Source organism: Candidatus Regiella endosymbiont of Tuberolachnus salignus (assembly GCF_964020115.1).
GTDB classification, from domain to species: Bacteria; Pseudomonadota; Gammaproteobacteria; order Enterobacterales; family Enterobacteriaceae; genus Regiella; species Regiella insecticola.
Window position 1 is genome coordinate 3,124,683 of sequence record NZ_OZ026542.1, and the last position, 21,827, is coordinate 3,146,509.

Annotated in this window: 17 protein-coding genes, 1 tRNA gene and 1 rRNA gene; 16 read left to right on the plus strand and 3 right to left on the minus strand. The window is 43.6% G+C overall.

Going from position 1 to position 21,827, the window contains the following annotated elements:
* The first annotated feature begins 14 nt into the window (after positions 1–14).
* Positions 15–803 carry a M15 family metallopeptidase gene (locus AACL30_RS15435; protein WP_339057248.1) on the plus strand — a complete coding sequence of 263 codons (789 nt, stop codon included), beginning with the start codon at positions 15–17 and terminating at the stop codon, positions 801–803.
* A 123-nt stretch (positions 804–926) separates the two neighbouring features.
* On the opposite strand, the gene ltrA is transcribed toward AACL30_RS15435, so the two are convergent.
* Entirely contained in the window at positions 927–2,258 is a 1,332-nt protein-coding gene (ltrA, locus tag AACL30_RS15440) for a group II intron reverse transcriptase/maturase (RefSeq protein ID WP_339057249.1), read from the minus strand.
* Between the two features lie 705 nt (positions 2,259–2,963).
* Here ltrA and AACL30_RS15445 point away from each other — a divergent pair.
* From AACL30_RS15445 to ruvB, 10 genes are all read left to right on the plus strand, one after another.
* Positions 2,964–3,809 (plus strand): hypothetical protein, encoded by an 846-nt coding sequence (locus AACL30_RS15445; RefSeq protein ID WP_339057250.1) that lies wholly within the window; start codon positions 2,964–2,966, stop codon positions 3,807–3,809.
* A gap of 196 nt (positions 3,810–4,005) precedes the next feature.
* On the plus strand, positions 4,006–4,701 hold the full coding sequence (locus AACL30_RS15450; RefSeq protein WP_339057251.1) for a DUF1120 domain-containing protein: 696 nt from the start codon (positions 4,006–4,008) through the stop codon (positions 4,699–4,701).
* A 160-nt stretch (positions 4,702–4,861) separates the two neighbouring features.
* Positions 4,862–5,572, plus strand: a complete 711-nt coding sequence (locus AACL30_RS15455) for a fimbria/pilus chaperone family protein (RefSeq protein ID WP_339057252.1) — start codon at positions 4,862–4,864, stop codon at positions 5,570–5,572.
* Between the two features lie 75 nt (positions 5,573–5,647).
* Positions 5,648–8,062 (plus strand): fimbrial biogenesis usher protein, encoded by a 2,415-nt coding sequence (locus AACL30_RS15460; protein WP_339057253.1) that lies wholly within the window; start codon positions 5,648–5,650, stop codon positions 8,060–8,062.
* The gene (locus AACL30_RS15465) at positions 8,022–8,594 is read left to right on the plus strand and encodes a hypothetical protein (RefSeq protein WP_339057254.1); all 573 of its coding nucleotides are present in this window, start codon (positions 8,022–8,024) and stop codon (positions 8,592–8,594) included. The genes AACL30_RS15460 and AACL30_RS15465 overlap by 41 nt, the downstream gene beginning before the upstream one ends.
* A gap of 268 nt (positions 8,595–8,862) precedes the next feature.
* Entirely contained in the window at positions 8,863–10,167 is a 1,305-nt protein-coding gene (gene tyrS, locus AACL30_RS15470) for a tyrosine--tRNA ligase (RefSeq protein ID WP_339057255.1), read from the plus strand.
* 12 nt (positions 10,168–10,179) lie between these two features.
* The gene (locus AACL30_RS15475) at positions 10,180–11,460 is read left to right on the plus strand and encodes an O-antigen ligase family protein (protein WP_339057256.1); all 1,281 of its coding nucleotides are present in this window, start codon (positions 10,180–10,182) and stop codon (positions 11,458–11,460) included.
* Between the two features lie 247 nt (positions 11,461–11,707).
* Entirely contained in the window at positions 11,708–12,238 is a 531-nt protein-coding gene (gene ruvC / locus AACL30_RS15480; protein WP_339057257.1) for a crossover junction endodeoxyribonuclease RuvC, read from the plus strand.
* A gap of 1 nt (position 12,239) precedes the next feature.
* Positions 12,240–12,848 carry a Holliday junction branch migration protein RuvA gene (gene ruvA / locus AACL30_RS15485; protein WP_339057258.1) on the plus strand — a complete coding sequence of 203 codons (609 nt, stop codon included), beginning with the start codon at positions 12,240–12,242 and terminating at the stop codon, positions 12,846–12,848.
* A 148-nt stretch (positions 12,849–12,996) separates the two neighbouring features.
* Positions 12,997–14,001, plus strand: coding sequence for a Holliday junction branch migration DNA helicase RuvB (gene ruvB, locus AACL30_RS15490; protein WP_339057259.1), 1,005 nt, complete (start codon positions 12,997–12,999; stop codon positions 13,999–14,001).
* A gap of 172 nt (positions 14,002–14,173) precedes the next feature.
* Here the strand turns inward: ruvB and AACL30_RS15495 are convergent, their stop codons facing one another.
* Positions 14,174–14,419 carry a hypothetical protein gene (locus AACL30_RS15495; RefSeq protein WP_339057260.1) on the minus strand — a complete coding sequence of 82 codons (246 nt, stop codon included), beginning with the start codon at positions 14,417–14,419 and terminating at the stop codon, positions 14,174–14,176.
* 139 nt (positions 14,420–14,558) lie between these two features.
* On the opposite strand from AACL30_RS15495, the gene asnB reads away from it, so the two are divergent.
* Positions 14,559–16,229, plus strand: a complete 1,671-nt coding sequence (asnB, locus tag AACL30_RS15500) for an asparagine synthase B (RefSeq protein ID WP_339057261.1) — start codon at positions 14,559–14,561, stop codon at positions 16,227–16,229.
* 180 nt (positions 16,230–16,409) lie between these two features.
* Here asnB and AACL30_RS15505 read toward each other — a convergent pair whose 3' ends face one another.
* Entirely contained in the window at positions 16,410–16,913 is a 504-nt protein-coding gene (locus tag AACL30_RS15505; protein ID WP_339057262.1) for a hypothetical protein, read from the minus strand.
* Positions 16,914–17,655: 742 nt separating this feature from the next.
* On the opposite strand from AACL30_RS15505, the gene trkH reads away from it, so the two are divergent.
* The 4 genes from trkH to AACL30_RS15525 all read left to right on the plus strand — a co-directional run bounded on the left by trkH (position 17,656) and on the right by AACL30_RS15525 (position 21,741).
* On the plus strand, positions 17,656–19,107 hold the full coding sequence (gene trkH, locus AACL30_RS15510; RefSeq protein WP_339057263.1) for a Trk system potassium transporter TrkH: 1,452 nt from the start codon (positions 17,656–17,658) through the stop codon (positions 19,105–19,107).
* 23 nt (positions 19,108–19,130) lie between these two features.
* Positions 19,131–19,679, plus strand: coding sequence for a menaquinone-dependent protoporphyrinogen IX dehydrogenase (gene hemG, locus AACL30_RS15515; RefSeq protein WP_339057264.1), 549 nt, complete (start codon positions 19,131–19,133; stop codon positions 19,677–19,679).
* Positions 19,680–20,021: 342 nt separating this feature from the next.
* Positions 20,022–21,564 (plus strand): 16S ribosomal RNA (locus AACL30_RS15520).
* Positions 21,565–21,665: 101 nt separating this feature from the next.
* Positions 21,666–21,741: transfer RNA gene (locus tag AACL30_RS15525), tRNA-Glu, on the plus strand.
* Positions 21,742–21,827 lie beyond the last annotated feature (86 nt).

The window sequence follows — 21,827 nt, forward strand, 5'->3', positions numbered from 1 at the left end:
TACCCATCTTTGCCATGATAATGGTATCGTCCTGTATTGCTTCAGATATTGGAATTTTTTCCTTTACACCAGAAGAATGTACTGACATGCAAACGCATAACGTCATTACACCTAAAAACCCTGTTGCCTGTGATCGTTTACGTCGGGTAAGATTTGAGCACATTGATTTTGAAGGTAAGACAACAACAGGCAATATTGTTGTGCTCGATGCAGTGGCAAATCAGGTTGAAAAACTTTTTTCTAAGCTATTTGAGCTACGTTTTCCCATTAAAAAAGCCGTTGTTATGGAAAGTTATGAAGGTAATGATAAAGTTTCAATGAGCGAAAATAATACCTCTGCTTTCAATGGTCGTCCCATCACCAATGGTGATGGCTGGTCAAAACATGCTTATGGTGTTGCCATTGATCTTAATCCTCTGCAAAACCCGTACATTTCGTTTGATGATGAGGGTAACGCTCAGATATTACCGCCAGCCAGTGCCAAGTTTTTTGTTAATCGCAACGATGTACGTCCAAACAAGGAGAAACGTGCTGGATTAGTTGAAGACGTGGTTGAAATTTTTGCACAGCATGGTTTCATGATTTGGGGAGGTAATTGGAATTATCCTATTGATTATCAGCATTTTGAGATTGGCAGTCAAAAATTTATTGATAATTTACTTAGCCAAACGCCTGATGCTGCCCGTGAAGCTTTCGACCTTTATGCACAGCATTATCGCGATTGTATAGCACAAAGCAGAGAAATTGATCCCGTTAGAAAACATGTGATTTGTGTAGAAAAAGTGCAAAAAGAAGCCGGGTAATAAAACTTAAAAAGGTCGTGGGTGAGTAGACCTGCCGGTCACCCGAGCAGACCCCTCCTCAGATCCGGACTTGCGGAACTACCGCATCCGGCTCCCGATAGATCAGTATCCCCACACACCTATTCAGCGAGGTTGAAACATTGATCGGGTTTTCCATTTTGCTGGATAACCCAGCATTTTCAGGATCAGAGCGAGCTTTTCCCATGTCAGGCGACGTCGCCCACCTTTACGGTTAAACCACCTGAAGATGATACGGCGACTCTGGTGTATAAACTGGCCAACCGGTCTTTGGTTGTCCGAAATGCCATGGTAATTTACCCAGCCCCTGACAACGCTAATGACGGTATTTAGGGTTTGCCTTTTATCTGAATTTAGATTCTTCCAAAGGAAGTCTCTTAACCCTTTGAGTTTGGCCGCAAAGCGATCTTTTCGACTAGTAAATTTCAGCCGCCAGTATCCCTTTCGCGTTTTCCCCCAATAGCAGGTAAACCCCAGAAAGTTGAACGTCAGTAGACGTTCTCCGGACTGGCTGGCTTTTAGCGCTGCAATATGCCCCGCAGGTAATAGTTGCGATTTATCATCATGCAGTGCCAAACCATATTTATTCAATCGTTTCGGCAAGACTCTGTAGAAGCGTTCCGCTTCTCTTTGAATCTGAAAGGTAAATATCATGTCGTCAGCATATCGCACCATCTCCACACGTCCACGAAGAGATGAACGGTTAATTTCATCAAACCATTTATCAATCACATGGTGTAGGTAGATATTGGCAAGAATGGGCGACAGAATTGACCCTTGCGGACAGCCTTGCACGTTACTGGATAATTGTTTACCTTCCATGACTGGCGCAGTTATCAACACCTCGATCAATCTCAGGAAGCGTCGATCTGATATCTTTCTCCGCAGTAATTCCATCAATTCCGTATGCGGAATTGTATTGAAATATTTTTGGATATCAATCCCTACAATAGCTCCTTTCCAGTTTCGGAAGGTTTGTTGTTGCAACGCCTTTAATGCATCGTGACAGTTTAATTCCGGGCGAAAACCGTAAGAACAGGGCAGAAATAGCGGTTCGTATATTCTACTCAGAATATCGCTGACAGCAAGCTGTACCAACTTATCTTCCACGCACGAAATAGCTAATGGCCGTTTACTACCGTCTTCTTTTGGGATCTCCGTTATTCTGGCTGGCTTGGGTTGGTATGTCCCCTTGCGTATCTGCTTGACGAGACGAATCATGTTCTCCTCGAGGTTTTCCCCATAGGCCGCCTTTGTCACGCGATCAATACCTACGGCTTTATTCCCGTCCAGCCGATGGAATTGTCCACTCAACAGAGTGTTGTTTAGCAGATGTCTTAAGTTGTTGAACACGAGCTGTTTGTCACATGCTGATCTCTCACCTATGCGCTCAAGTTTTGTTAACCATGTTGTTCCGTCGTTGCTGAGTACGGTCATTGTTTCCCTCTTACGCTCGATCTATCTGCCCGCCCTTCGCTCCACGATCATTACTCGCTTCTTCGCTACTATGGCTGACTCCGACTTCCAGAAGGCCTTCTTTTAAGCCTCGTGTTTGGCACTTGTGCTTAGAATACTCACTCCATTGAGAACCTTCTGGATCTCCTGGGTTCCACACTGTTCTCTACAAACTCGCCGACGCCTGCGACTCCGGTGTGTTTCATGATGGATTTCGCTAGTCTAACCATCGAGAAACCGTGGCCTGCTGACCCTCCAAGGCCATCGGCACAGCACCACTCGGGGATTTCGGAGTTATCGCGTTCATCTGTTGATTTCGGCTCGAATGTTTCACTGTCTACGCTTCACCGCCTTCGTTACCTCCGACAGCGCAAGACTCGCTACGTAGTGGTCTAGCTACCCTTCTACGGCAGGACTTCCACCTGCAAGAACAGAGCAGCTTTGCCCAGCGCACCAGACGGTTATCTAAAAAAACATTTGATAACAACTAGTTATATAGATTCATGTTGCACATGAGCGTTTTTTGCAAGCAGTAAGGCGAAATAGGCTGTATAAGCTCTTTTTGTTTTGATACGTAAAGATACGTCATGATTTTATTAGAGCCTGTTCGAAATCTCTTGTTTAAGAAAATTTCGAACAGGCTCTTCGTCAGGTTAACTATTTGAAAACAGGACAGAGAAGATTAAAATGTCGGCACCGCTCTCAATTAGATCACTATCTCATCAGCATCCGCTAAGATCAAACTATCGAGAAATCGTTTCATTGCATGCTGCTGTTTCTGTTGATAACAATGCAAACTTACATTTTAAAAATCTCAGTCATTATAAACATGTATTAGAGCCGTTAGGTGATGTTGTCAATCCTCCAGCCATTAAATCATCAGAGTGGTATGTGCCAGTAGAAAATTTGGTTCTCAGTGGTAGTTTACAAGTAAGTTTTCAGTCGGTTATTCGGCGAAATCGTTTGGCCACTTTAATCAAGACGGATCACCCTTTGAGGGCACCGAAGGTAACGTCAACAGCCCCCTCTACCGCCTATCATTCTAGATCCTATCTGCAGGCTATGAGCGATTTTCAGCCAGATGTCGTAGATCTTGCTATAGTGGCTGATGCTAAAAAGAAGCTCACTCCTTTGGCGACTCATCACGGGGGCGAGCAAGTTGTTTGTCATCATGATGTAATGGGTGATGGGGAAACGGATATTATCTCATCGAATCATCAATCACTGAGCCTGATAAATCGCGCTCGTATATTGATACGAAAAAAAGGCGCGGCTATCGTTAAGCGATTATATTTAACGCTAGGCGCTATCCTGAATAGGACAGTGATATGGTTAAAACATCACTGTCAATTAGAAAAATTAGCGCTATGGATGTTGTCATTTCTTGCCCTGTTGATAGCCAATGAACTGTTTCTCCTGTATTGGCAACAGATCATCACGTCAGAGATTTTTATTTGGCCGCTAGAAAATAATGAGATTAATTCTCCCCGCTCGACTTTATTTGATACTAAAAAGATAATTGTTTTTAAATAAATCGAATGGTTTCAATTTGTATGCAAAGAAGATCAATCAACATTAAATAATGTTTTTAAAAATAAGCGTTTCTTGCAAGAAGCTAAACTGACAATTCATTACAATTAACCCAGGTTAACTATACATTCGCATGATAGTTTATCGTAGCGTTAGTATTTTTATCGATTTTTTATTTTATCACGAAAGGGAAAATAATATGTTGTTAAAGAAAAAAGGGGTGTGGTTGGCCTCGGTATTAGTATTAAATAGTTGGGTTGGGGGTGCGTTGGCCGCAGAGCAAGATTCAGCGACATTGACGGTAAGAGCAAAAATTATACCTGGAGCCTGCAAAATAGAATTGTTCGGAGTAGAAAATGGAAATATATTAGATTTCCAAGGTATTAAATCTTCAGAATTAATCAGAGGAGATAAAGTATTGCCTGCTAAAAATATAAGTGTAAGTATAAAATGTGATGCTGATACTAAAATTTCTCTATCAACGACTGATGATAAAAAAGGTGAAGCTGAAGCACAAAATGATAGATTTTATTTAAGAAATACATTGGGTGATACTATACTGGGTTTTTATAAAATAAAGATAAAAAATGATAGTGTTATTGTAGAAAGTTCTTATCATAACGGAAAAATGCCTATTTTCTATTCTACAGAAAGAGCTGCCGATAACATTTGGCATGAAGCAACAAGCTCACTATTTTTCTCTCCTCAAGGTAGCGTAATGTTTAATGAAATATCTATCGCTAAAAAAAATGATTCTATTAATGTTCCCGTGGCTTTAAAAACATTAATGATTGGATTAGAAGTTGAACCAACACTAAATAAAATAACCGGTTCTGCAATTGCACAGAATATTGAAGTAGAAGGTAAAAACACCTTTACTATTAAATATCTATAAATAAATTTATTTACTATTAAATAAATTAAATAACCAGGCTTTAATTTTTAAATCATTGGATGGTATTTTTTATAAATAGAAAATCACCCTATTTAAAAAACAATATTATTTTCATTACTCACCCGATTTTTTATTTTCTAAACTTAATTTAGGTACCGCTATGTTTTATTTACGCACATTATTTAGCGCCGGCATTATTGCCGCCGCTCTTTTTAGCTCGATGGCACTTTATGCTGCGGGTATGGAACCAGAAACTTCAGTGGTGCTGCTTAACATGGCCGAGGGCGGTGGCAGTATTAATGTGAAAAACAGCGATCCGCAGGCATCTTTGTTGCATGTCACGCTATATGATCTACCTGATGATAAGAGCGGCCCGCAGGTGATCGTGACGCAACCGGTTGCCCGGGTTGAGGGCGGGCAGCAGCATCGGGTTCGCTTTGTGGTCAGTAGTGCCGAGCCAATTAAAGTTGAACATTTTAAACGCGTTATCTTTGAAGGGATCCAACAGCGCCATCCCGGATCACAAAATATTGCCTTTACCGTACGGCAAGATCTGCCGGTGATCATTCATCCGGCTGGACTGCCAGAGGTTAAAGATCCTTGGACAGGTTTGAAGTGGACGCTGAAGGGGAAAGAGCTGACCGTCACTAACCCGAGCCCTTACATCGTCCGTTTATCACAGCAATTGCAATTATTACCCAGTAAAACCGCCGCCACGCTAGCCAAAACCTATATTTTGCCGGGGCAAACCCTGAGCGCTAAAGTAGCACCGACCGCGTCTCTAGCTGGCAATACGCAAATTAAGCTGATGCCGGCGTCGCGTTATGGTTTTCAGGTTGATGATTATCTGGCGCCCTTAGTCAATCTTTAATCAGATTGCTTGATCAGTCTGGCCATGATCATGAATCCTATAATAGCCATCTTATTTTGTCCTAAGAAAATACTAATGCGGTGGGTTGCGAGTGGTCTGCTGCTGGCTTGTCAAGGAATCATGGCGAGTGAATTTGATCTCGATGTACTGAAAGCACGCGGTATTAGCCCAGAGGTGGCGGCTTATTTTTCTGAAGCCCCGCGTTTTTCACCTGGCACCATACCGGTATCGGTCTCTATTAATGGTAACGACAAAGGCACCATCAACGCTCAATTTTCTACTGAAGGTCAATTGTGTATGGATGCTCATTTTTTGCAGCAGGCGGGCTTGAAGATCCCGAGCGATTTAGCCTCTGCCTCGCTTGATTCATCGGCTAAGGGTGATCAAACTCCACTCCCTTGCGATGATTACGCGACTTACTACCCAGGCACTACTGTTAGCCTGTTTCCCAATGAAACGCGTGTTTTAGTGGTGGTTCCGAGTGATGCACTCGCGCCAGTCTCTACGGCGCCGACCGGCTATTTACGCGGCGGTATGGCAGGTTTGTTGAACTACGATATGTTTAGCAGTTTGTCGAAAAACCAGTGGGATACTTCTCGTCACAGCTACGCGTCATTGGAAAACGGGTTTAATGCCGGCGATTGGCTGGTACGCAGTCGGCAAATTATTAATCAATCCGAAAGGGAGACGCAATTCACCGCACTACAGACTTACGCGCAGCGTACCTTTCCCAGTGTTGGTCTGCAATTACAAGCCGGTCAAATTAATGTGAGGAACTCGCTGTTTGCTATTCCTTCATTATCCGGCATGCAAATAGAGCCGGATCGCGCGCTAAATCCGGTATCAGGATCTGGTGTGACGGTGACGGGTATCGCTCAAACCGCCCAGGCGCGTGTTGAAATTAAACAGAACCACCAGCTGATTTATTCCACTTTGGTTCCCGCGGGGCGTTTTACGCTTCCTGATGTACCGACGATCAGTGCTAATACGGATCTCCAGGTCACCGTGAATGAAACTAACGGTGAACAGCATCATTTTGTGGTGAGCGCGAGTGAACAGAATGCGGCTCAGCTTAGTCAACCCGAAGGGTTATCTTTTGCATTGGGCAAAGTTAGCCAGGGTATGGCGGGGCAGACGCCACCTTGGGTAGGGAGTTTTTCTCAAGGATGGCGGATCCATTCACAGCTTAATCTGAGCGGTGGCGTGCTGCTCGCTCAAGGCTATCAGTCTTTGGCGGCGAGAGGGGAGTTTACTCCGCGCAATAATTGGCTATTAAAAAGTAGCTGGTGGTTAAGTCATGATCAACAGCATTCAGTGCAAGGGCAAAACTTAGAGCTGTCTAGCACCTATCGTCCGTTAAAAAATTTGGCAATGACACTGCATGCGGGTCATAAAAGCGCCGGATATCGTCATCTGAGCGATTCTATGTATCAAAATCATCAACATGAATTGAGCGCGCATACTTTTGGTGCTTATGCTAATTGGTCACTGCCTTACCTAGGTGGATTTTCGCTCGGTTATACAGGTTTTGTCAGCCAGCAGACGACGCAAAGTATCAATATTGGCTGGCGAAAAACGATGGGTAAAGTGAATATTCGTGCCGATTGGCAGCGTAGCCTCGGTCGATCTAATACAAAAAATGGCGCTGATCAGCTTTTTGTTAATTTCAGCCTGCCATGGGGTGAGCAACATATCGACAACTATTACCGTCGTAGTGGCACCAGAGCCATCCTGGGTAGCGGCATTAATACTCACGGCCAAATTATGCCGGCATTGCATTATTCACTCGCCGCTAACCATGAATTTACTGAAAAACATACTGCGATCAGGGGAAGTCTTAATAGCAATCTGCATTATACAAAAATTAACTTTAGTGCCAGTGTTGATACTAATCGAAGCCAAAATTATAACGTTAGCACGCAGGGAGGGGTGGCCGCCCATGCCGCTGGGATCACCTTTTCACCGGAGCCGATACAGGAAAGCTTTGCGATTGTTAAATTAGATCAAAAGGTAGCAGGAATAGCCATTGATACCGGGCAAGGGCGTGTGTGGACCGATTTTTGGGGGCAAGCGGTGGTGCCTTCGTTACCTGCCTATCAATCATCACATGTTGAATTAAATACGGAAACTTTGCCGAAAAATGCGGATGTGAGCAACGGTTTACAATCGGTTAAGGTTGGACGTGGCGCGGTGACTCAACTCAATTATCAACTGCTGAAAGAGCGTCGGGCGTTGCTGAATGTCACCTTGCCCGATGGCAGTCCTTTACCCAAAGACAGTTTAATTGTTGACAGTGATCAGCAATACATTACCTCTTCTGTAGACAACGGCGTGGTTTTTATCAACAACATCCCTGCCAGTGGCACCTTATTCGTCGCGGCTGAAAACGGCCATGAAGCCTGCCGTCTGATGTATCCACTCAATGAACAACCCGATTTGGAGAACTATTATGAAACCCTTGCCGCCACTTGTGTTTTTGAAAAAGCGTAGTAAAGCATTAATTCATCATTGGTGGGTAGGGGGGATCCTACTACTGCTTGTATTCTCACACTGGTCACAAGCGCAACAATGTCAGGTAATAATGAGTCAAGGATCACTTAATTACGGCAGGATCACCCAGGATAAAACTACCTCCTCAGGTGATCTAGGCTGGCGGACACTCCCTGAACGTAATGTATCCTTAACGCTGCTCTGTGAGGAAACGACACGTGATAGGGTATTGAAACTGAGTGGAGCCACTGTATCTTCAGATCCGCATTTTGCTTTTGGCGATAATGGGCGAACAAAAATAGAATTAGTCAACCCCAATTCTGCAATAGAACTTGAGCGTTCAGATCAGCCTTTGTCTCTGGTGAGTCGCCCTCTAGAGCTATTAGCAGAAGATCGTCTCCATATAACAGAGATAGAGGGTAAAAAGCCTTTGACGTTACAGCTGAAGGTAACCCCGAGGATAAACGAAAATGCTTGGTCAGTAGCTACTGTCAGTGAATTAAATACTGCCGTTAAGGCGACCCTTGAATAATAATTGAAAAAAATCGATGTTTGTCAATTGTCAGGGGGACGTTATAAAATGGTGCAAAAGTGATATAGCCGAATCCGTCTGATTTGATTCAAGGCGAAGGGTATAATAGACCTCTTTCCAAACCGTAGTTCGTTATGTGAAGTCAAGGCGCCCGGCGCACAGCAACCTTCGTTGCCATAAGTACATGAGGATTGCGCGCACCGGGCAACGCAGGATTTGCTTCACGCAGTAGGTTTGGAAAGAGGTCTAATGACAAACGGAATAATTAATGAATAACATCGACCTGATAAAAGAATTAGAAGAACGTGGCCTGGTCGCTCAGATTACAGATAAAGAGGCGTTAACAAAGAGGCTAACTCAAGGCTCTCTCTCGCTGTACTGTGGTTTTGATCCTACTGCTGATAGCTTGCATTTGGGGCATTTGGTGCCGTTGCTGTGTTTAAAACGTTTTCAACTTGCAGGCCATACCCCCGTTGCCTTGGTGGGGGGAGCCACGGGACTTATCGGCGATCCCAGTTTTAAAGCTACGGAACGGAAATTAAATACGGTAGAGACAGTGGATCAATGGGTAGCAAAAATTCGCCAACAAGTCTCTCCCTTTCTTGATTTTGACTGTGATAAAAATCGCGCGATCATCGTCAATAATTATGATTGGTTTGCCCAGATGAATGTGCTGACTTTTTTGCGCGATATCGGCAAACATTTCTCTATTAATCAGATGATAAATAAAGAGGCGGTTAAACAACGTTTAGAGCGTCATGAGAGTGGTCTTTCTTTTACCGAATTTTCTTATAATTTATTACAAGGCTATGATTTTGCTAGCTTGAATAAAAATCATGAAGTAGAGCTACAAATTGGTGGATCCGATCAATGGGGCAATATCACCTCGGGTATTGATCTCACCCGGCGTTTACATCAACAGCAGGTATATGGTTTAACGGTACCGCTGATAACGAAAGCCGATGGCACTAAATTCGGTAAAACCGAAGCAGGAGCCATTTGGTTGGATGCCAAAAAAACCAGCCCGTATAAATTTTATCAATTTTGGATCAATACGGCTGATGCCGATGTTTATCGTTTTTTAAAATTATTCACCTTTATGGCGTTGGAAGATATCAAGGCATTGCAAGAAGAAGATCAACTCAGTGGCAAGCCACCAAGAGCACAGGCGGTGCTAGCAGAGAAGATGACCGAGATGGTACATGGCAAAGAAGCATTGACAACAGTGCAGCGTATCACTCAGAGTCTCTTTTCTAGTCATTTTTCTGAAATGACTGAAGCCGATTTTGCTCAGTTAGCACAAGACGGCATGCCTACTACTGATTTACCCCCTAATACTGATTTACAACAAGCCTTAGTCAATGCAGGGTTGGCTCCTTCACGTGGGCAAGCCCGTAAATTGATCAGTGAGAATGCGGTGAAAGTGAATGGTAAAAAGCAAGGTGATACGCAATATCTATTCACTGATGCCGATCGTCTGTTTGGCAAATACACTCTATTGTGTCGGGGAAAAAAACATTATTCTCTAGTGAGTTGGTTACCAAAATTAAGTTCATTAGTCTCATCATCATAAAATGGATAATTCATGACTGCCTCTGTTTGTTGTTCCGTGCGTGAAGGCTCTGTCATTCACCAATGTAAAGAAATGTTGCCCAGTGTAACGGCATTTTTGTTAGGTATCGCGTTACCCAGTTCTACTTTTTTAATCCACCTTTCACTGGTACTGGTTTTACTCTGTGTATTATTGAGATGGAATGGTAACGCGGTAAAAGTATTGATGCAAAATCCGCTCGTTTGGCTACCTATGGTTATATTCTCTCTGCTATCGCTTTCTTTGCTGTGGCAGCAAAACGTGCACGGGCTTGAGATGGTCGCTAAATATAGGAAATTATTATATGTTTTGCCATTAGCCCTTTTTTTCTTACTCTCTCGTCGGTTAATTGATTATTTTATTAAAGGTTTTTTGCTAGCGAATGCGGTCATACTGGTGATGAGTTTATTGATAGCTGTCTTTCATCTTCCTTTTGGCTCTCACAATCCCCTCAATCCGACAGTTTTTAAACTGCACATCACCCAAAATTTTTTTATGGCGCTGGCTGCTCTTTTTTGGTTGCAAAACCTCTTTTTTTATCAGGGTATAAAGCGTTGGGCTTATGCGTTTTTAGTTGCGATAACCCTTTATAATGTATTGTTTATGCTGCTGGGTAGAACCGGTTATGTTGCACTCATTGCTGCTATTGCTGTATGGACAAAACTTTCACTGCCTTTCAGGCAGCAGTTAATGGTCGCTGCTTGTGCTGCTTTTTTAGCTTGCATTTTTATTATGGTGCCCAATCGTAGCCATGATCGCCTACAGCTGGGTATACAAGAAATGGAAGAGTGCTCAATAGCCGTTGCTGAAGAGTGGCAACTGTCTTGCAGTAGCTCAATGGGACTACGTAAAGCATTTGTACTGAAATCTTGGCAATTAATTAAACAGGCTCCCTTATTTGGCCATGGTGCTGGTGGTTTTTTCTATGCCATTCCTGAAGCGGGCTATAAAGTGAGTAATCCACATAATGAATATCTATTGCAAACCGTTCAATTAGGCTTGATAGGACTGGTGCTTTTTTTGGCCTGGATGTTAAGTATTTTCCGCGCTGCCTGGCAACAATCTCCGGTAATAAAAAACCTATTTATAGCGCTATTAAGTAGTTATATGGTTTGTAATTTATTTAATTCATTTTTGCTTGATTCTTCCGAAGGAAATTTTTTTATCGTCGTTACCGCTATACTGGCCAGTTATTCGATATGCAGTAAAACCGCTGCCTTTGAGAAGATATCAAATGATGGGATGCAAGAAAAGCAAGCTGGATATACCCAATGAATTTCGAGTTATGGCTGGTTTTTAGAGAGTAAATCTTATCTCTGTTGCCTAATGAAAAAAGAATTTTATTAGGAAAACAACGATAATATTAATGTACAATGACAAAAATAACAGGTCAAAATAAAGAGGCAAGGTATTGATAAATAATGACTGAAAAGTTGTGTTTTGTTGTCTTTTGTTGCCTATTATTTGATCTAAAATAATACCTCTACTTGTTTTAAATGATTTATTTTATTTTTGGACAGCTATGATAATCATAGGTATTGATCCGGGATCTCGTATTACCGGCTATGGAGTGATTGCACTGAAAGGGCGGCAATTAAGTTATCTGGCTAGCGGTTGCATTCGTACAGGAGGAGGGTCTTTACCTACGCGCTTAAAATTGATTTACGCGGGTGTCAGCGAGATTATTACCCAATTTCAGCCTGATTTTTTTGCTATCGAACAAGTATTTATGGCAAAAAATGCTGATTCTGCCTTGAAACTCGGTCAAGCCCGTGGTGTGGCGATAGTTGCCGCGGTCAATCAGCACTTAACGGTGTTTGAATACGCAGCCAGGCTGGTCAAACAAACCGTCGTGGGGAGTGGGGCGGCAGAAAAAAAACAAGTACAGCATATGGTTCGTTGTTTATTAAATCTCTCGGCCGCACCACCCTCGGATGCAGCAGATGCATTAGCTATCGCTATTACGCATTGTCACTTGCAGCAAAAACTCATTGCTACCTGCAGAAAAACAGGACGCGGCCACGTAAATTACGACTTTAAAAAGAGGAACTAAAGTGATAGGGCGTCTGCGCGGTATTATTTTAGAAAAGCAGCCCCCTCAGGTTTTGTTAGAAACCCATGGGGTAGGTTATGAAATTCAGTTACCCATCAGCTGTTTCTATCAGTTGCCGGAGGTAGGACAAGAAGCGATTATTTTTACGCAATTTGTGGTGCGTGAAGAGGCGCAACTATTATACGGATTTAACGATAAACAAGAGCGGGCGCTGTTTCGTGAATTAATTAAAGTCAATGGTGTTGGTCCTAAATTGGCGTTGGCTATTTTATCGGGGATGTCAGCGCCGCAATTTGTTGATGCTGTTGAACAAGAAAAGATCAGCACATTAATAAAATTGCCAGGAGTAGGTAAAAAGACGGCTGAACGTTTAGTGGTTGAGATGAAAGATCGCATTAAAGGTTTAAATGGCGATCTCTTCACTAATAGCGCTGCGGTACCATTATCTGCTTCGTTGTCAACCACGGTTAACAATGAAGCTGAAGCTGTCTCAGCACTGATCGCGCTAGGTTATAAACCACAAGAAGCCAGTCGACTGATTAATAAAATTGCCAGCGCTGGGATGGATTGCGAAACTTTGATTCGGGAGGCTTTGCGTGCCGCTTTGTAATATACCCTTCGCCTTTGAAGCCGCCGCGTTGTTGGCTGTGGACATTCGTCCTCATCAGGTAGTAGGTTCACGCTCATCGGCCTCACACCCTGGCCGCCTTGCCGTAACTCGAAATTCATTGGCTATAGCGCAAAAATAAAGGTAAAAAATGATTGAAGCCGATCGCCTCGTTTCAGCACAGATCATCAATGATGAAGTGGTCATTGATCGCGCCATTCGACCCAAGTTATTGGTTGAATATATCGGGCAATTGCCTGTGCGAGAACAAATGGAAATTTTTATCCAGGCGGCTAAGCAGCGCGGTGAGGCGTTGGATCATCTGCTGATATTTGGCCCGCCTGGGCTTGGAAAAACCACTTTAGCCAATATCATTGCCAATGAAATGGGTGTTAATCTGCGCACTACCTCAGGGCCAGTATTAGAGAAAGCCGGTGATTTGGCCGCGTTATTAACCAACCTTGAACCTCACGATGTTTTGTTTATCGACGAAATTCATCGCTTATCACCGATAATTGAAGAAATTCTCTACCCTGCGATGGAAGATTATCAGCTGGATATTATGATTGGCGAAGGGCCTGCTGCGCGGTCGATTAAACTTGATTTACCGCCCTTTACGCTGATAGGGGCTACCACACGTGCCGGTTCGCTTACTTCGCCGTTACGTGATCGATTTGGCATTGTCCAACGGTTAGAATTTTATCAAATCGCTGATTTAGAACAGATTGTAGCCCGAAGTGCCCGTTGTTTAGGGTTAACCTTAACCCTAGAAGGGGCGCATCATTTAGCACGCTGCTCGAGAGGAACGCCGCGTATCACCAATCGTTTATTACGCCGTGTGCGCGATTTTGCTGAAGTGAAAGCGCAAGGTGTCATTGATGGTCCGATAGCGATAAAAGCCCTAGAGATGTTAAATATCGATGGAGAAGGCTTTGATTATATGGATCGAAAATTACTGCTGGCCATTATCGATAAATTTAACGGTGGGCCAGTGGGTTTAGATAATATCGCCGCTGCTATTGGTGAAGAGCGTGAAACTATTGAAGATGTGTTAGAGCCTTATCTCATTCAGCAAGGCTTTATTCAGCGCACTCCGCGCGGCAGAATAGCCACCCAGCATGCTTACCAACACTGTGGCATCACCTGGAAAGAATAGGCAAAAGCAGGGTTTAGTGCTGAAGTAAAAATAATCTAATCACCTCCTCAACGCTGCCTTAGTTACTTTCTGTTCCAGATGCGTTATTTTCTGCAGCTCATGTTTCAAGGGTTTTTAGGCAACAGGGATCTTGGTAGCGTAAAATATGAGGTGCAATTTATGCCACGGGTTATTACAAAAAAAGCGTCAGCTTTCTCATTCGATACGCTTCATCCATTTTTTCTTGAGAGGAAAAGGGAGGTGTTTTTTGTGCCTCCGCCTGCTGTTCTTGAAGGCAGGATAATACCGACCCAATACTCATATATTTATGTCTCCACTGAATTTTACACGCCTCAAGGCTCTCAGCAGCAGAAGCTAAAACAGGGGTGGGCACAGATAACATCGTTGAAAATAGTAAAATAGCCGTTATCTTTTGCATGTGATCCCTCTATTTTTTACATTTCGTTTACTGTCATCGTATATTTCCTTTCTTTTAAAGATAGCCATCATAGTGGGTGTTGGCTAATAGTGGTTTATAATCCGCTATTATTACTACTCAAAACATTAGGGAGATTGTTATGTGTTCTATTTTTGGCGTGCTGGATATAAAGACTGATCCGGTCGAATTGCGTAAAACCGCCTTAGCGATGTCGCGTCTAATGCGCCACCGTGGTCCTGATTGGTCGGGGGTTTATGCCAGCGATAAAGCGATATTGGTTCATGAGCGTTTATCTATTGTCGGCGTTAATACCGGTGCTCAACCTCTCTATAACCGGAAGCGCACCCATGTTTTGGCGGTTAATGGCGAAATTTATAATCATCAAGCTTTGCGTGCTCAATATGCTGCTCATTACGATTTTCAAACCGCTTCAGATTGTGAAGTCATTTTGGCGTTATATCAGCAAAAAGGGGTAAATTTTTTAGATGATCTGCAAGGTATGTTTGCTTTTGTACTCTATGACAGTGAAAAGGATGCCTATTTGATTGGGCGTGATCATTTGGGAATTATCCCGCTGTATAGAGGAGAGGATGCATCAGGCAATAAATTTGTTGCGTCAGAAATGAAAGCATTGGTGCCGATTTCTAACAGTATTAAAATTGAAGAATTTCCAGCCGGCCATTATCTGTGGAGCCAGGACGGTAAAACTTGCAAATATTATGATCGCGATTGGTTTGATTACGACAAGGTCAAAGATAATGTTACCGATAAAGATAAGCTGCGTAATAGCTTAGAGGCGGCAGTAAAAAGTCATCTGATGTCTGATGTACCCTATGGCGTGCTGCTGTCAGGGGGATTGGATTCTTCGATTATCTCCGCCATTAGCAAAAAATTTTCCGCGCGGCGGATCGAAGAGGCGGAAAGCAAAGAAGCCTGGTGGCCACAGCTTCATTCCTTCGCTGTCGGTTTAAAGGAGGCTCCTGATCTTCGTGCGGCAAAAGAAGTGGCTGATCATCTTGGTACGGTACACCACGAAATTCATTTCACCGAGCAAGAAGGTATTGACGCGATCCGAGATGTGATTTATCACATTGAAACCTACGATGTCACCACCATTCGTGCGTCAACGCCGATGTATCTGATGGCACGTAAAATTAAAGCGATGGGGATCAAAATGGTACTCTCGGGCGAAGGAGCCGATGAAATCTTTGGCGGTTATCTTTATTTCCATAAAGCCCCTAATGCAAAGGCATTGCATGAAGAAACGGTACGAAAATTACAAGCTTTACATCAGTATGATTGTGCCCGTGCCAATAAAGCCATGTCTGCCTGGGGTGTTGAAGCCCGCGTTCCCTTTTTAGATAAAAATTTTTTAGAGGTGGCGATGCGCATTAATCCACAAGACAAAATGTGTGTTAATGGAAAAATAGAGAAACAGGTTTTACGTGAAAGCTTTTCTTCGTATTTACCCGCGAGCGTAGCCTGGCGGCAAAAAGAGCAATTTTCTGACGGCGTTGGCTACAGTTGGATCGACTCATTAAAAGAAATAGCTGAGAAACAAATCAGCGATCAAGATTTAGCGCAATCCGCTGTTCGTTTTCCTTATAATCCGCCGAGCTCTAAAGAAGGTTATTGGTATCGCACTATTTTTGCCGAATTGTTTCCCTTAGAGAGCGCCGCAGAATGTGTTCCTGGAGGGCCTTCGGTGGCTTGTTCTTCGGCCACAGCCATTGAATGGGACGAATCCTTCAAAAATAAGGATGATCCCTCAGGGCGGACAGTAGGGATTCACCAGTCAGCCTATAAATAATTGATGTAGCCGAAGCAGTTTAATTTGATTCAAGGCGGAGGAGCGCAGACCAAATAGTACGGCAAGCGACGACAACACTTAAATCAAATTAAACTGATTTGGCTATATTGCGCATTCCTGTACAGGCGCGGCCTAAAGTGGCGCCTGCCCTCCTTTAAACATAAAAATGGATTAAATTAATCAGGCTCTACTTAACTCAAAGAAAGGTCTCCACATCTTATATTGCTGGAGTTTCGCCTCTAGCCCTTCTTTATCTCCGCGATTGATTATGTCTTGGAATTCTCTCTGTACTTCTACGGGCAGTGCACGCATGCGTTCAGGGAATTTTTGCATATCTTCAGCTCGGTGATGAAAATATAAAGATACCTGCGCCGACATAAAAGCAGCGACACCTATCGTCATTTTTTTGATTACTTGCAGCGTCTCCTCATTAAATACCCTTTCTGAACCTGACTGATTTTTGTATAAATCATTTGTCCCATAAGCTGCTATCAGCCATGAAGATCCCATTATAAGAGAAGTGCCCCCTATTACAGCAGCGCCACATAAAAGGTTATACATTTTACTGCTGACATTGCACACGCCAATAAGTGACAAGCCTACGCTTGTTGGAGCACCGCGTGTATTGTTTGCTAGAGAAATCGGATTCGTTGTAGGTAGAACTGCTTCTATGTTATTAGGCATTATTCTTCTCCTAAATAGGTGGCTTCTTTTTTACAAACCCGCCCTAATAATGATGAATAACACAGATGTGATTGCAACGATCATCTATTAAGCGGACAGTTACAATATTTGTAGCATCAATGTTAAGAAGCTATCAACATATCGTTAACATAGTGATTTTATTTTTGATATAAAATGAGGGTTTTTGATATAAAACGAAGAAAAAATTGAATATCACGAAGCTGAAAACGACCGCCAACGTAGCTTTTCCATCACTGGAGGCGTATTTGATATCGTAGGTTTGGCATCTAATCGATGGATTTTGCCCATTATTTTCCTCGTTTGAGCTTTGTTAAAGAAGATTTCGAATAGATTCTTAGGGGGTATTCCCGCCGATTACTTTTTGCAGAAGGGAATAAAAAAGCCATTAGTTTTATAGAAAGAAATATTGACAATATCAGCAACGCACAATTTTGTGGCATTTATTTCAATGAAATAAAGTATAGAGAAGTCGGCTACTGGTCTATTAACATACTACACTACCGCTAATAGCAGCGCAGCAGAAGGTGATCTTAATTGATGTCCGTATTTCTTGTTTAAAACTGGAAAATTATTACTATTCTCTTTATCCAAACGAAAATAGAGATAGAATGGATGGTCATCTTCAAGCTCCTTTTCTTGAATTCGCTGCATGGTGCTTGCGCTGACGTAAATGAGGGGATATCTGTAGTTATCCCTTTGAATCATTGAGGAATGTGTCAGTATGCATTTTCGTGCTATAGCCCGTATTGTTGGATTTTTGGTTATCTTATTCTCGGTAACTATGTTTATTCCTGGTTTGGTGGCATTGATCTATCACGATGGGGCGGGACGTGCCTTTGGCGAAACTTTTTTCGTGGTCTTAATTATTGGGCTATTGCTTTGGCTGCCGAACAAAACACAGAAGCACGAGCTGAAATCTCGTGAGGGTTTTTTGATTGTGATTCTTTTTTGGACGGTATTAGGAAGCGTTGGAGCCTTGCCTTTTATATTTTCTGAGCGGCCTAATCTTTCGGTCAGTGATGCCTTTTTCGAATCTTTTTCCGCACTGACCACGACCGGGGCGACAACGTTGGCAGGTTTAGACTCTTTACCTAAAGCCATTTTATTTTATCGACAAATGCTGCAATGGTTAGGCGGAATGGGAATCATTGTATTAGCCGTCGCTATTTTGCCAATTCTTGGCGTGGGAGGCATGCAATTATATCGAGCAGAAATGCCGGGTCCGTTGAAAGATAACAAAATGCGTCCAAGGATTGCAGAAACGGCTAAAACACTTTGGTTAATTTACCTATTGTTGACCATCCTCTGTGCATTTGCCCTCTGGTGCGCAGGGATGTCAGTATTTGACGCCATATCCCATAGTTTTTCAACTATTGCCATTGGTGGTTTTTCTACCCATGATGCAAGCATTGGTTATTTTTCTAGTCCTGCTATCAATACCATCATTGCAATATTCTTACTGATTTCCGCTTGTAATTTTAGTCTACATTTTGCGGCGTTGAGTGGCTTAAATTTAAAGGCTTATTGGCGTGATTTAGAGTTTCGGGTTTTTATTTTCATACAACTGATATTGGTGACTATTTGTACCGCAGTGCTGTGGCAGTACAATGTATATCCATCCCACTCAGATACATTGAATCATGCTTTTTTTCAAGTAGTGTCGATGGCCACTACGGCAGGTTTCACGACTGATACTTTCGCTAAATGGCCATCATTTTTGCCAATGCTATTGCTCTCTTCTGCTTTTATTGGTGGTTGTGCGGGTTCAACCGGTGGTGGTTTGAAAGTCATTCGTATCATCCTACTATACTTACAGGGATCGAGAGAATTAAAACGGTTAGTTCATCCAAACGCGGTTTACACCATAAAATTGGGGCGTCGTGCGCTACCAGAAAGGATCCTCGAAGCAGTCTGGGGTTTTTTCTCAGCTTATGCATTAGTCTTTATCATTAGTGTATTAGCTATTATTGCAACGGGAGTGGATGAGTTTTCGGCGTTTTCCGCTGTTACTGCAAGTCTAAACAATTTAGGGCCGGGACTAGGCGTTGTAGCGGATAATTTTATTTCTATGAACGATACTGCAAAGTGGATTTTAGTGATCACCATGTTATTCGGTCGTTTGGAAATATTTACTCTACTGGTTTTATTTACGCCGACATTTTGGCGTGAATAATCCTTCAATAAAGGCTCATCAGCATGAAAGTCTTAATACTCTACGCTAGCCGAGACGGACAAACACAAAAAATTGCCGCTTATATTACTAATCAACTATCGAAGATGGCTATTTGTGAGGTGCAAGCGTTATCTTCGTCGATTGAAATCGATTTAGCGCAATATCAAAAAATTATGATTGGTGCGTCGGTTCATTATGGGCACTTTAGCCCTGTACTGAACACATTTATCAAGCGCCACATAGCGCAGCTCTATCAGCTGCCTGGCGCATTTTTTGCTGTTAACTTGACAGCGCGCAAATTGGAGAAACGTTCACCGCAAACAAATACGTATGTGTCTAAATTTTTGTCTCGCACCCCTTGGCAGCCAAAATTATGTGCCGTATTTGCTGGAGCATTACGTTATCCACAGTACAGTTGGTTTGATCGCGTTATAATACAATTTATTATGCGTATCACTGGAGGTGAGACACAGACCGATAAGGAGGTGGAATACACAGATTGGCAACAAGTGAATCATTTTGCTCAAGATTTTTTACATTTATCGCCTAAAAAGCAGGCGAATGAGGTTTGATTGATGAAATAAAGAGCATCTAATTTTTTTTCTTAAATTAAAGGTTGCAGGTGTTAATAAAGGGGCTATAATGCGACCCCACAGAAGAAGGGGAGCTTGGTAAAAGAAGGCCTTGACTCTGAGAGAAGAAAGGGTAGAATGCGCCCTCTCGTTGTAAGGCTAGACGAGAAGCTCTTTAACAATTTATCAGACAATCTGTGTGGGCACTGGCGAGTGCGCTGTTGTGCTGCGCTGTAATATTGGGGCAGTAGAAGCAGTATAAAAACAAACAGCGGATTGGATTTTGTTTTTTTATGGAAACATAATAGAAAGCAGGGTTTATGAAGTTGTTAAAAAAGTAATAAATTGAAGAGTTTGATCATGGCTCAGATTGAACGCTGGCGGCAGGCCTAACACATGCAAGTCGAGCGGCAGCGGGGAGTAGCTTGCTACTCTGCCGGCGAGCGGCGGACGGGTGAGTAAAGTCTGGGGATCTGGCTTATGGAGGGGGATAACCATTGGAAACGGTGGCTAATACCGCATGATGTCGCAAGACCAAAGTGGGGGACTTTAGGGCCTCACGCCATAAGATGAACCCAGATGAGATTAGCTAGTAGGTGCGGTAATGGCGTACCTAGGCGACGATCTCTAGCTGGTCTGAGAGGATGACCAGCCACACTGGAACTGAGAAACGGTCCAGACTCCTACGGGAGGCAGCAGTGGGGAATATTGCACAATGGGCGGAAGCCTGATGCAGCCATGCCGCGTGTGTGAAGAAGGCCTTAGGGTTGTAAAGCACTTTCAGCGGGGAGGAAGGAGGTAAGAGTAATATGCTTATCGATTGACGTTACCCGCAAAAGAAGCACCGGCTAACTCCGTGCCAGCAGCCGCGGTAATACGGAGGGTGCGAGCGTTAATCGGAATAACTGGGCGTAAAGGGCATGTAGGCGGTAAGTTAAGTCAGATGTGAAATCCCCGAGCTTAACTTGGGAACGGCATTTGAGACTGGCTGGCTAGAGTTTTGTAGAGGGGGGTAGAATTCCAGGTGTAGCGGTGAAATGCGTAGAGATCTGGAGGAATACCGGTGGCGAAGGCGGCCCCCTGGACAAGGACTGACGCTGAGGTGCGAAAGCGTGGGTAGCAAACAGGATTAGATACCCTGGTAGTCCACGCTGTAAACGATGTCGATTTGGAGGTTGTGACCTAGTGTTATGGCGTCCGAAGCTAACGCGATAAATCGACCGCCTGGGGAGTACGGCCGCAAGGTTAAAACTCAAATGAATTGACGGGGGCCCGCACAAGCGGTGGAGCATGTGGTTTAATTCGATGCAACGCGAAGAACCTTACCTACTCTTGACATCCACGGAATTTAGCAGAGATGCTTAAGTGCCTTCGGGAGCCGTGAGACAGGTGCTGCATGGCTGTCGTCAGCTCGTGTTGTGAAATGTTGGGTTAAGTCCCGCAACGAGCGCAACCCTTGTCCTTTGTTGCCAGCACGTGATGGTGGGAACTCAAAGGAGACTGCCGGTGATAAACCGGAGGAAGGTGGGGATGACGTCAAGTCATCATGGCCCTTACGAGTAGGGCTACACACGTGCTACAATGGCGCATACAAAGAGCGGCGAGCGTGCGAACGTAAGCGAACCTCATAAAGTGCGTCGTAGTCCGGATTGGAGTCTGCAACTCGACTCCATGAAGTCGGAATCGCTAGTAATCGTGGATCAGAATGCTACGGTGAATACGTTCCCGGGCCTTGTACACACCGCCCGTCACACCATGGGAGTGGGCGGCAAAAGAAGTAGGTAGCTTAACCTTCGGGAGGGCGCTTACCACTTTGTGGTTCATGACTGGGGTGAAGTCGTAACAAGGTAACCGTAGGGGAACCTGCGGTTGGATCACCTCCTTACCAAAGATGGCGGCTACGCTGAGTGCTCACACAGATTGTCTGATGAAAGTAGCTAGTGGTTTTTATGGAGAGAGCGTTCTTCATAGGGACGATGTAGCCATGTCCCCTTCGTCTAGAGGCCTAGGACACCGCCCTTTCACGGCGGTAACAGGGGTTCGAACCCCCTAGGGGACGCCAATTTGCAAAGACAAGGGTCTATGCGTATTGAATATGCTCTTTAACAATCTGGAACAAGCGAGTAATGAACAGCGAGAAGTGTTTAT

Bases quoted from the DNA above. Each gene is read 5' to 3' on its own strand.
- AACL30_RS15445 (WP_339057250.1), top strand. From the start codon at position 2,964: ATGTCGGCACCGCTCTCAATTAGATCACTATCTCATCAGCATCCGCTA.
- AACL30_RS15505 (WP_339057262.1), bottom strand. From the start codon at position 16,913: ATGCCTAATAACATAGAAGCAGTTCTACCTACAACGAATCCGATTTCT.
- trkH (WP_339057263.1), top strand. From the start codon at position 17,656: ATGCATTTTCGTGCTATAGCCCGTATTGTTGGATTTTTGGTTATCTTA.
- AACL30_RS15455 (WP_339057252.1), top strand. From the start codon at position 4,862: ATGTTTTATTTACGCACATTATTTAGCGCCGGCATTATTGCCGCCGCT.
- AACL30_RS15495 (WP_339057260.1), bottom strand. From the start codon at position 14,419: ATGCAAAAGATAACGGCTATTTTACTATTTTCAACGATGTTATCTGTG.
- ltrA (WP_339057249.1), bottom strand. From the start codon at position 2,258: ATGACCGTACTCAGCAACGACGGAACAACATGGTTAACAAAACTTGAG.
- AACL30_RS15475 (WP_339057256.1), top strand. From the start codon at position 10,180: ATGACTGCCTCTGTTTGTTGTTCCGTGCGTGAAGGCTCTGTCATTCAC.
- ruvC (WP_339057257.1), top strand. From the start codon at position 11,708: ATGATAATCATAGGTATTGATCCGGGATCTCGTATTACCGGCTATGGA.
- asnB (WP_339057261.1), top strand. From the start codon at position 14,559: ATGTGTTCTATTTTTGGCGTGCTGGATATAAAGACTGATCCGGTCGAA.
- hemG (WP_339057264.1), top strand. From the start codon at position 19,131: ATGAAAGTCTTAATACTCTACGCTAGCCGAGACGGACAAACACAAAAA.
- AACL30_RS15435 (WP_339057248.1), top strand. From the start codon at position 15: ATGATAATGGTATCGTCCTGTATTGCTTCAGATATTGGAATTTTTTCC.
- tyrS (WP_339057255.1), top strand. From the start codon at position 8,863: ATGAATAACATCGACCTGATAAAAGAATTAGAAGAACGTGGCCTGGTC.
- AACL30_RS15465 (WP_339057254.1), top strand. From the start codon at position 8,022: ATGAAACCCTTGCCGCCACTTGTGTTTTTGAAAAAGCGTAGTAAAGCA.
- ruvB (WP_339057259.1), top strand. From the start codon at position 12,997: ATGATTGAAGCCGATCGCCTCGTTTCAGCACAGATCATCAATGATGAA.
- AACL30_RS15450 (WP_339057251.1), top strand. From the start codon at position 4,006: ATGTTGTTAAAGAAAAAAGGGGTGTGGTTGGCCTCGGTATTAGTATTA.
- AACL30_RS15460 (WP_339057253.1), top strand. From the start codon at position 5,648: ATGCGGTGGGTTGCGAGTGGTCTGCTGCTGGCTTGTCAAGGAATCATG.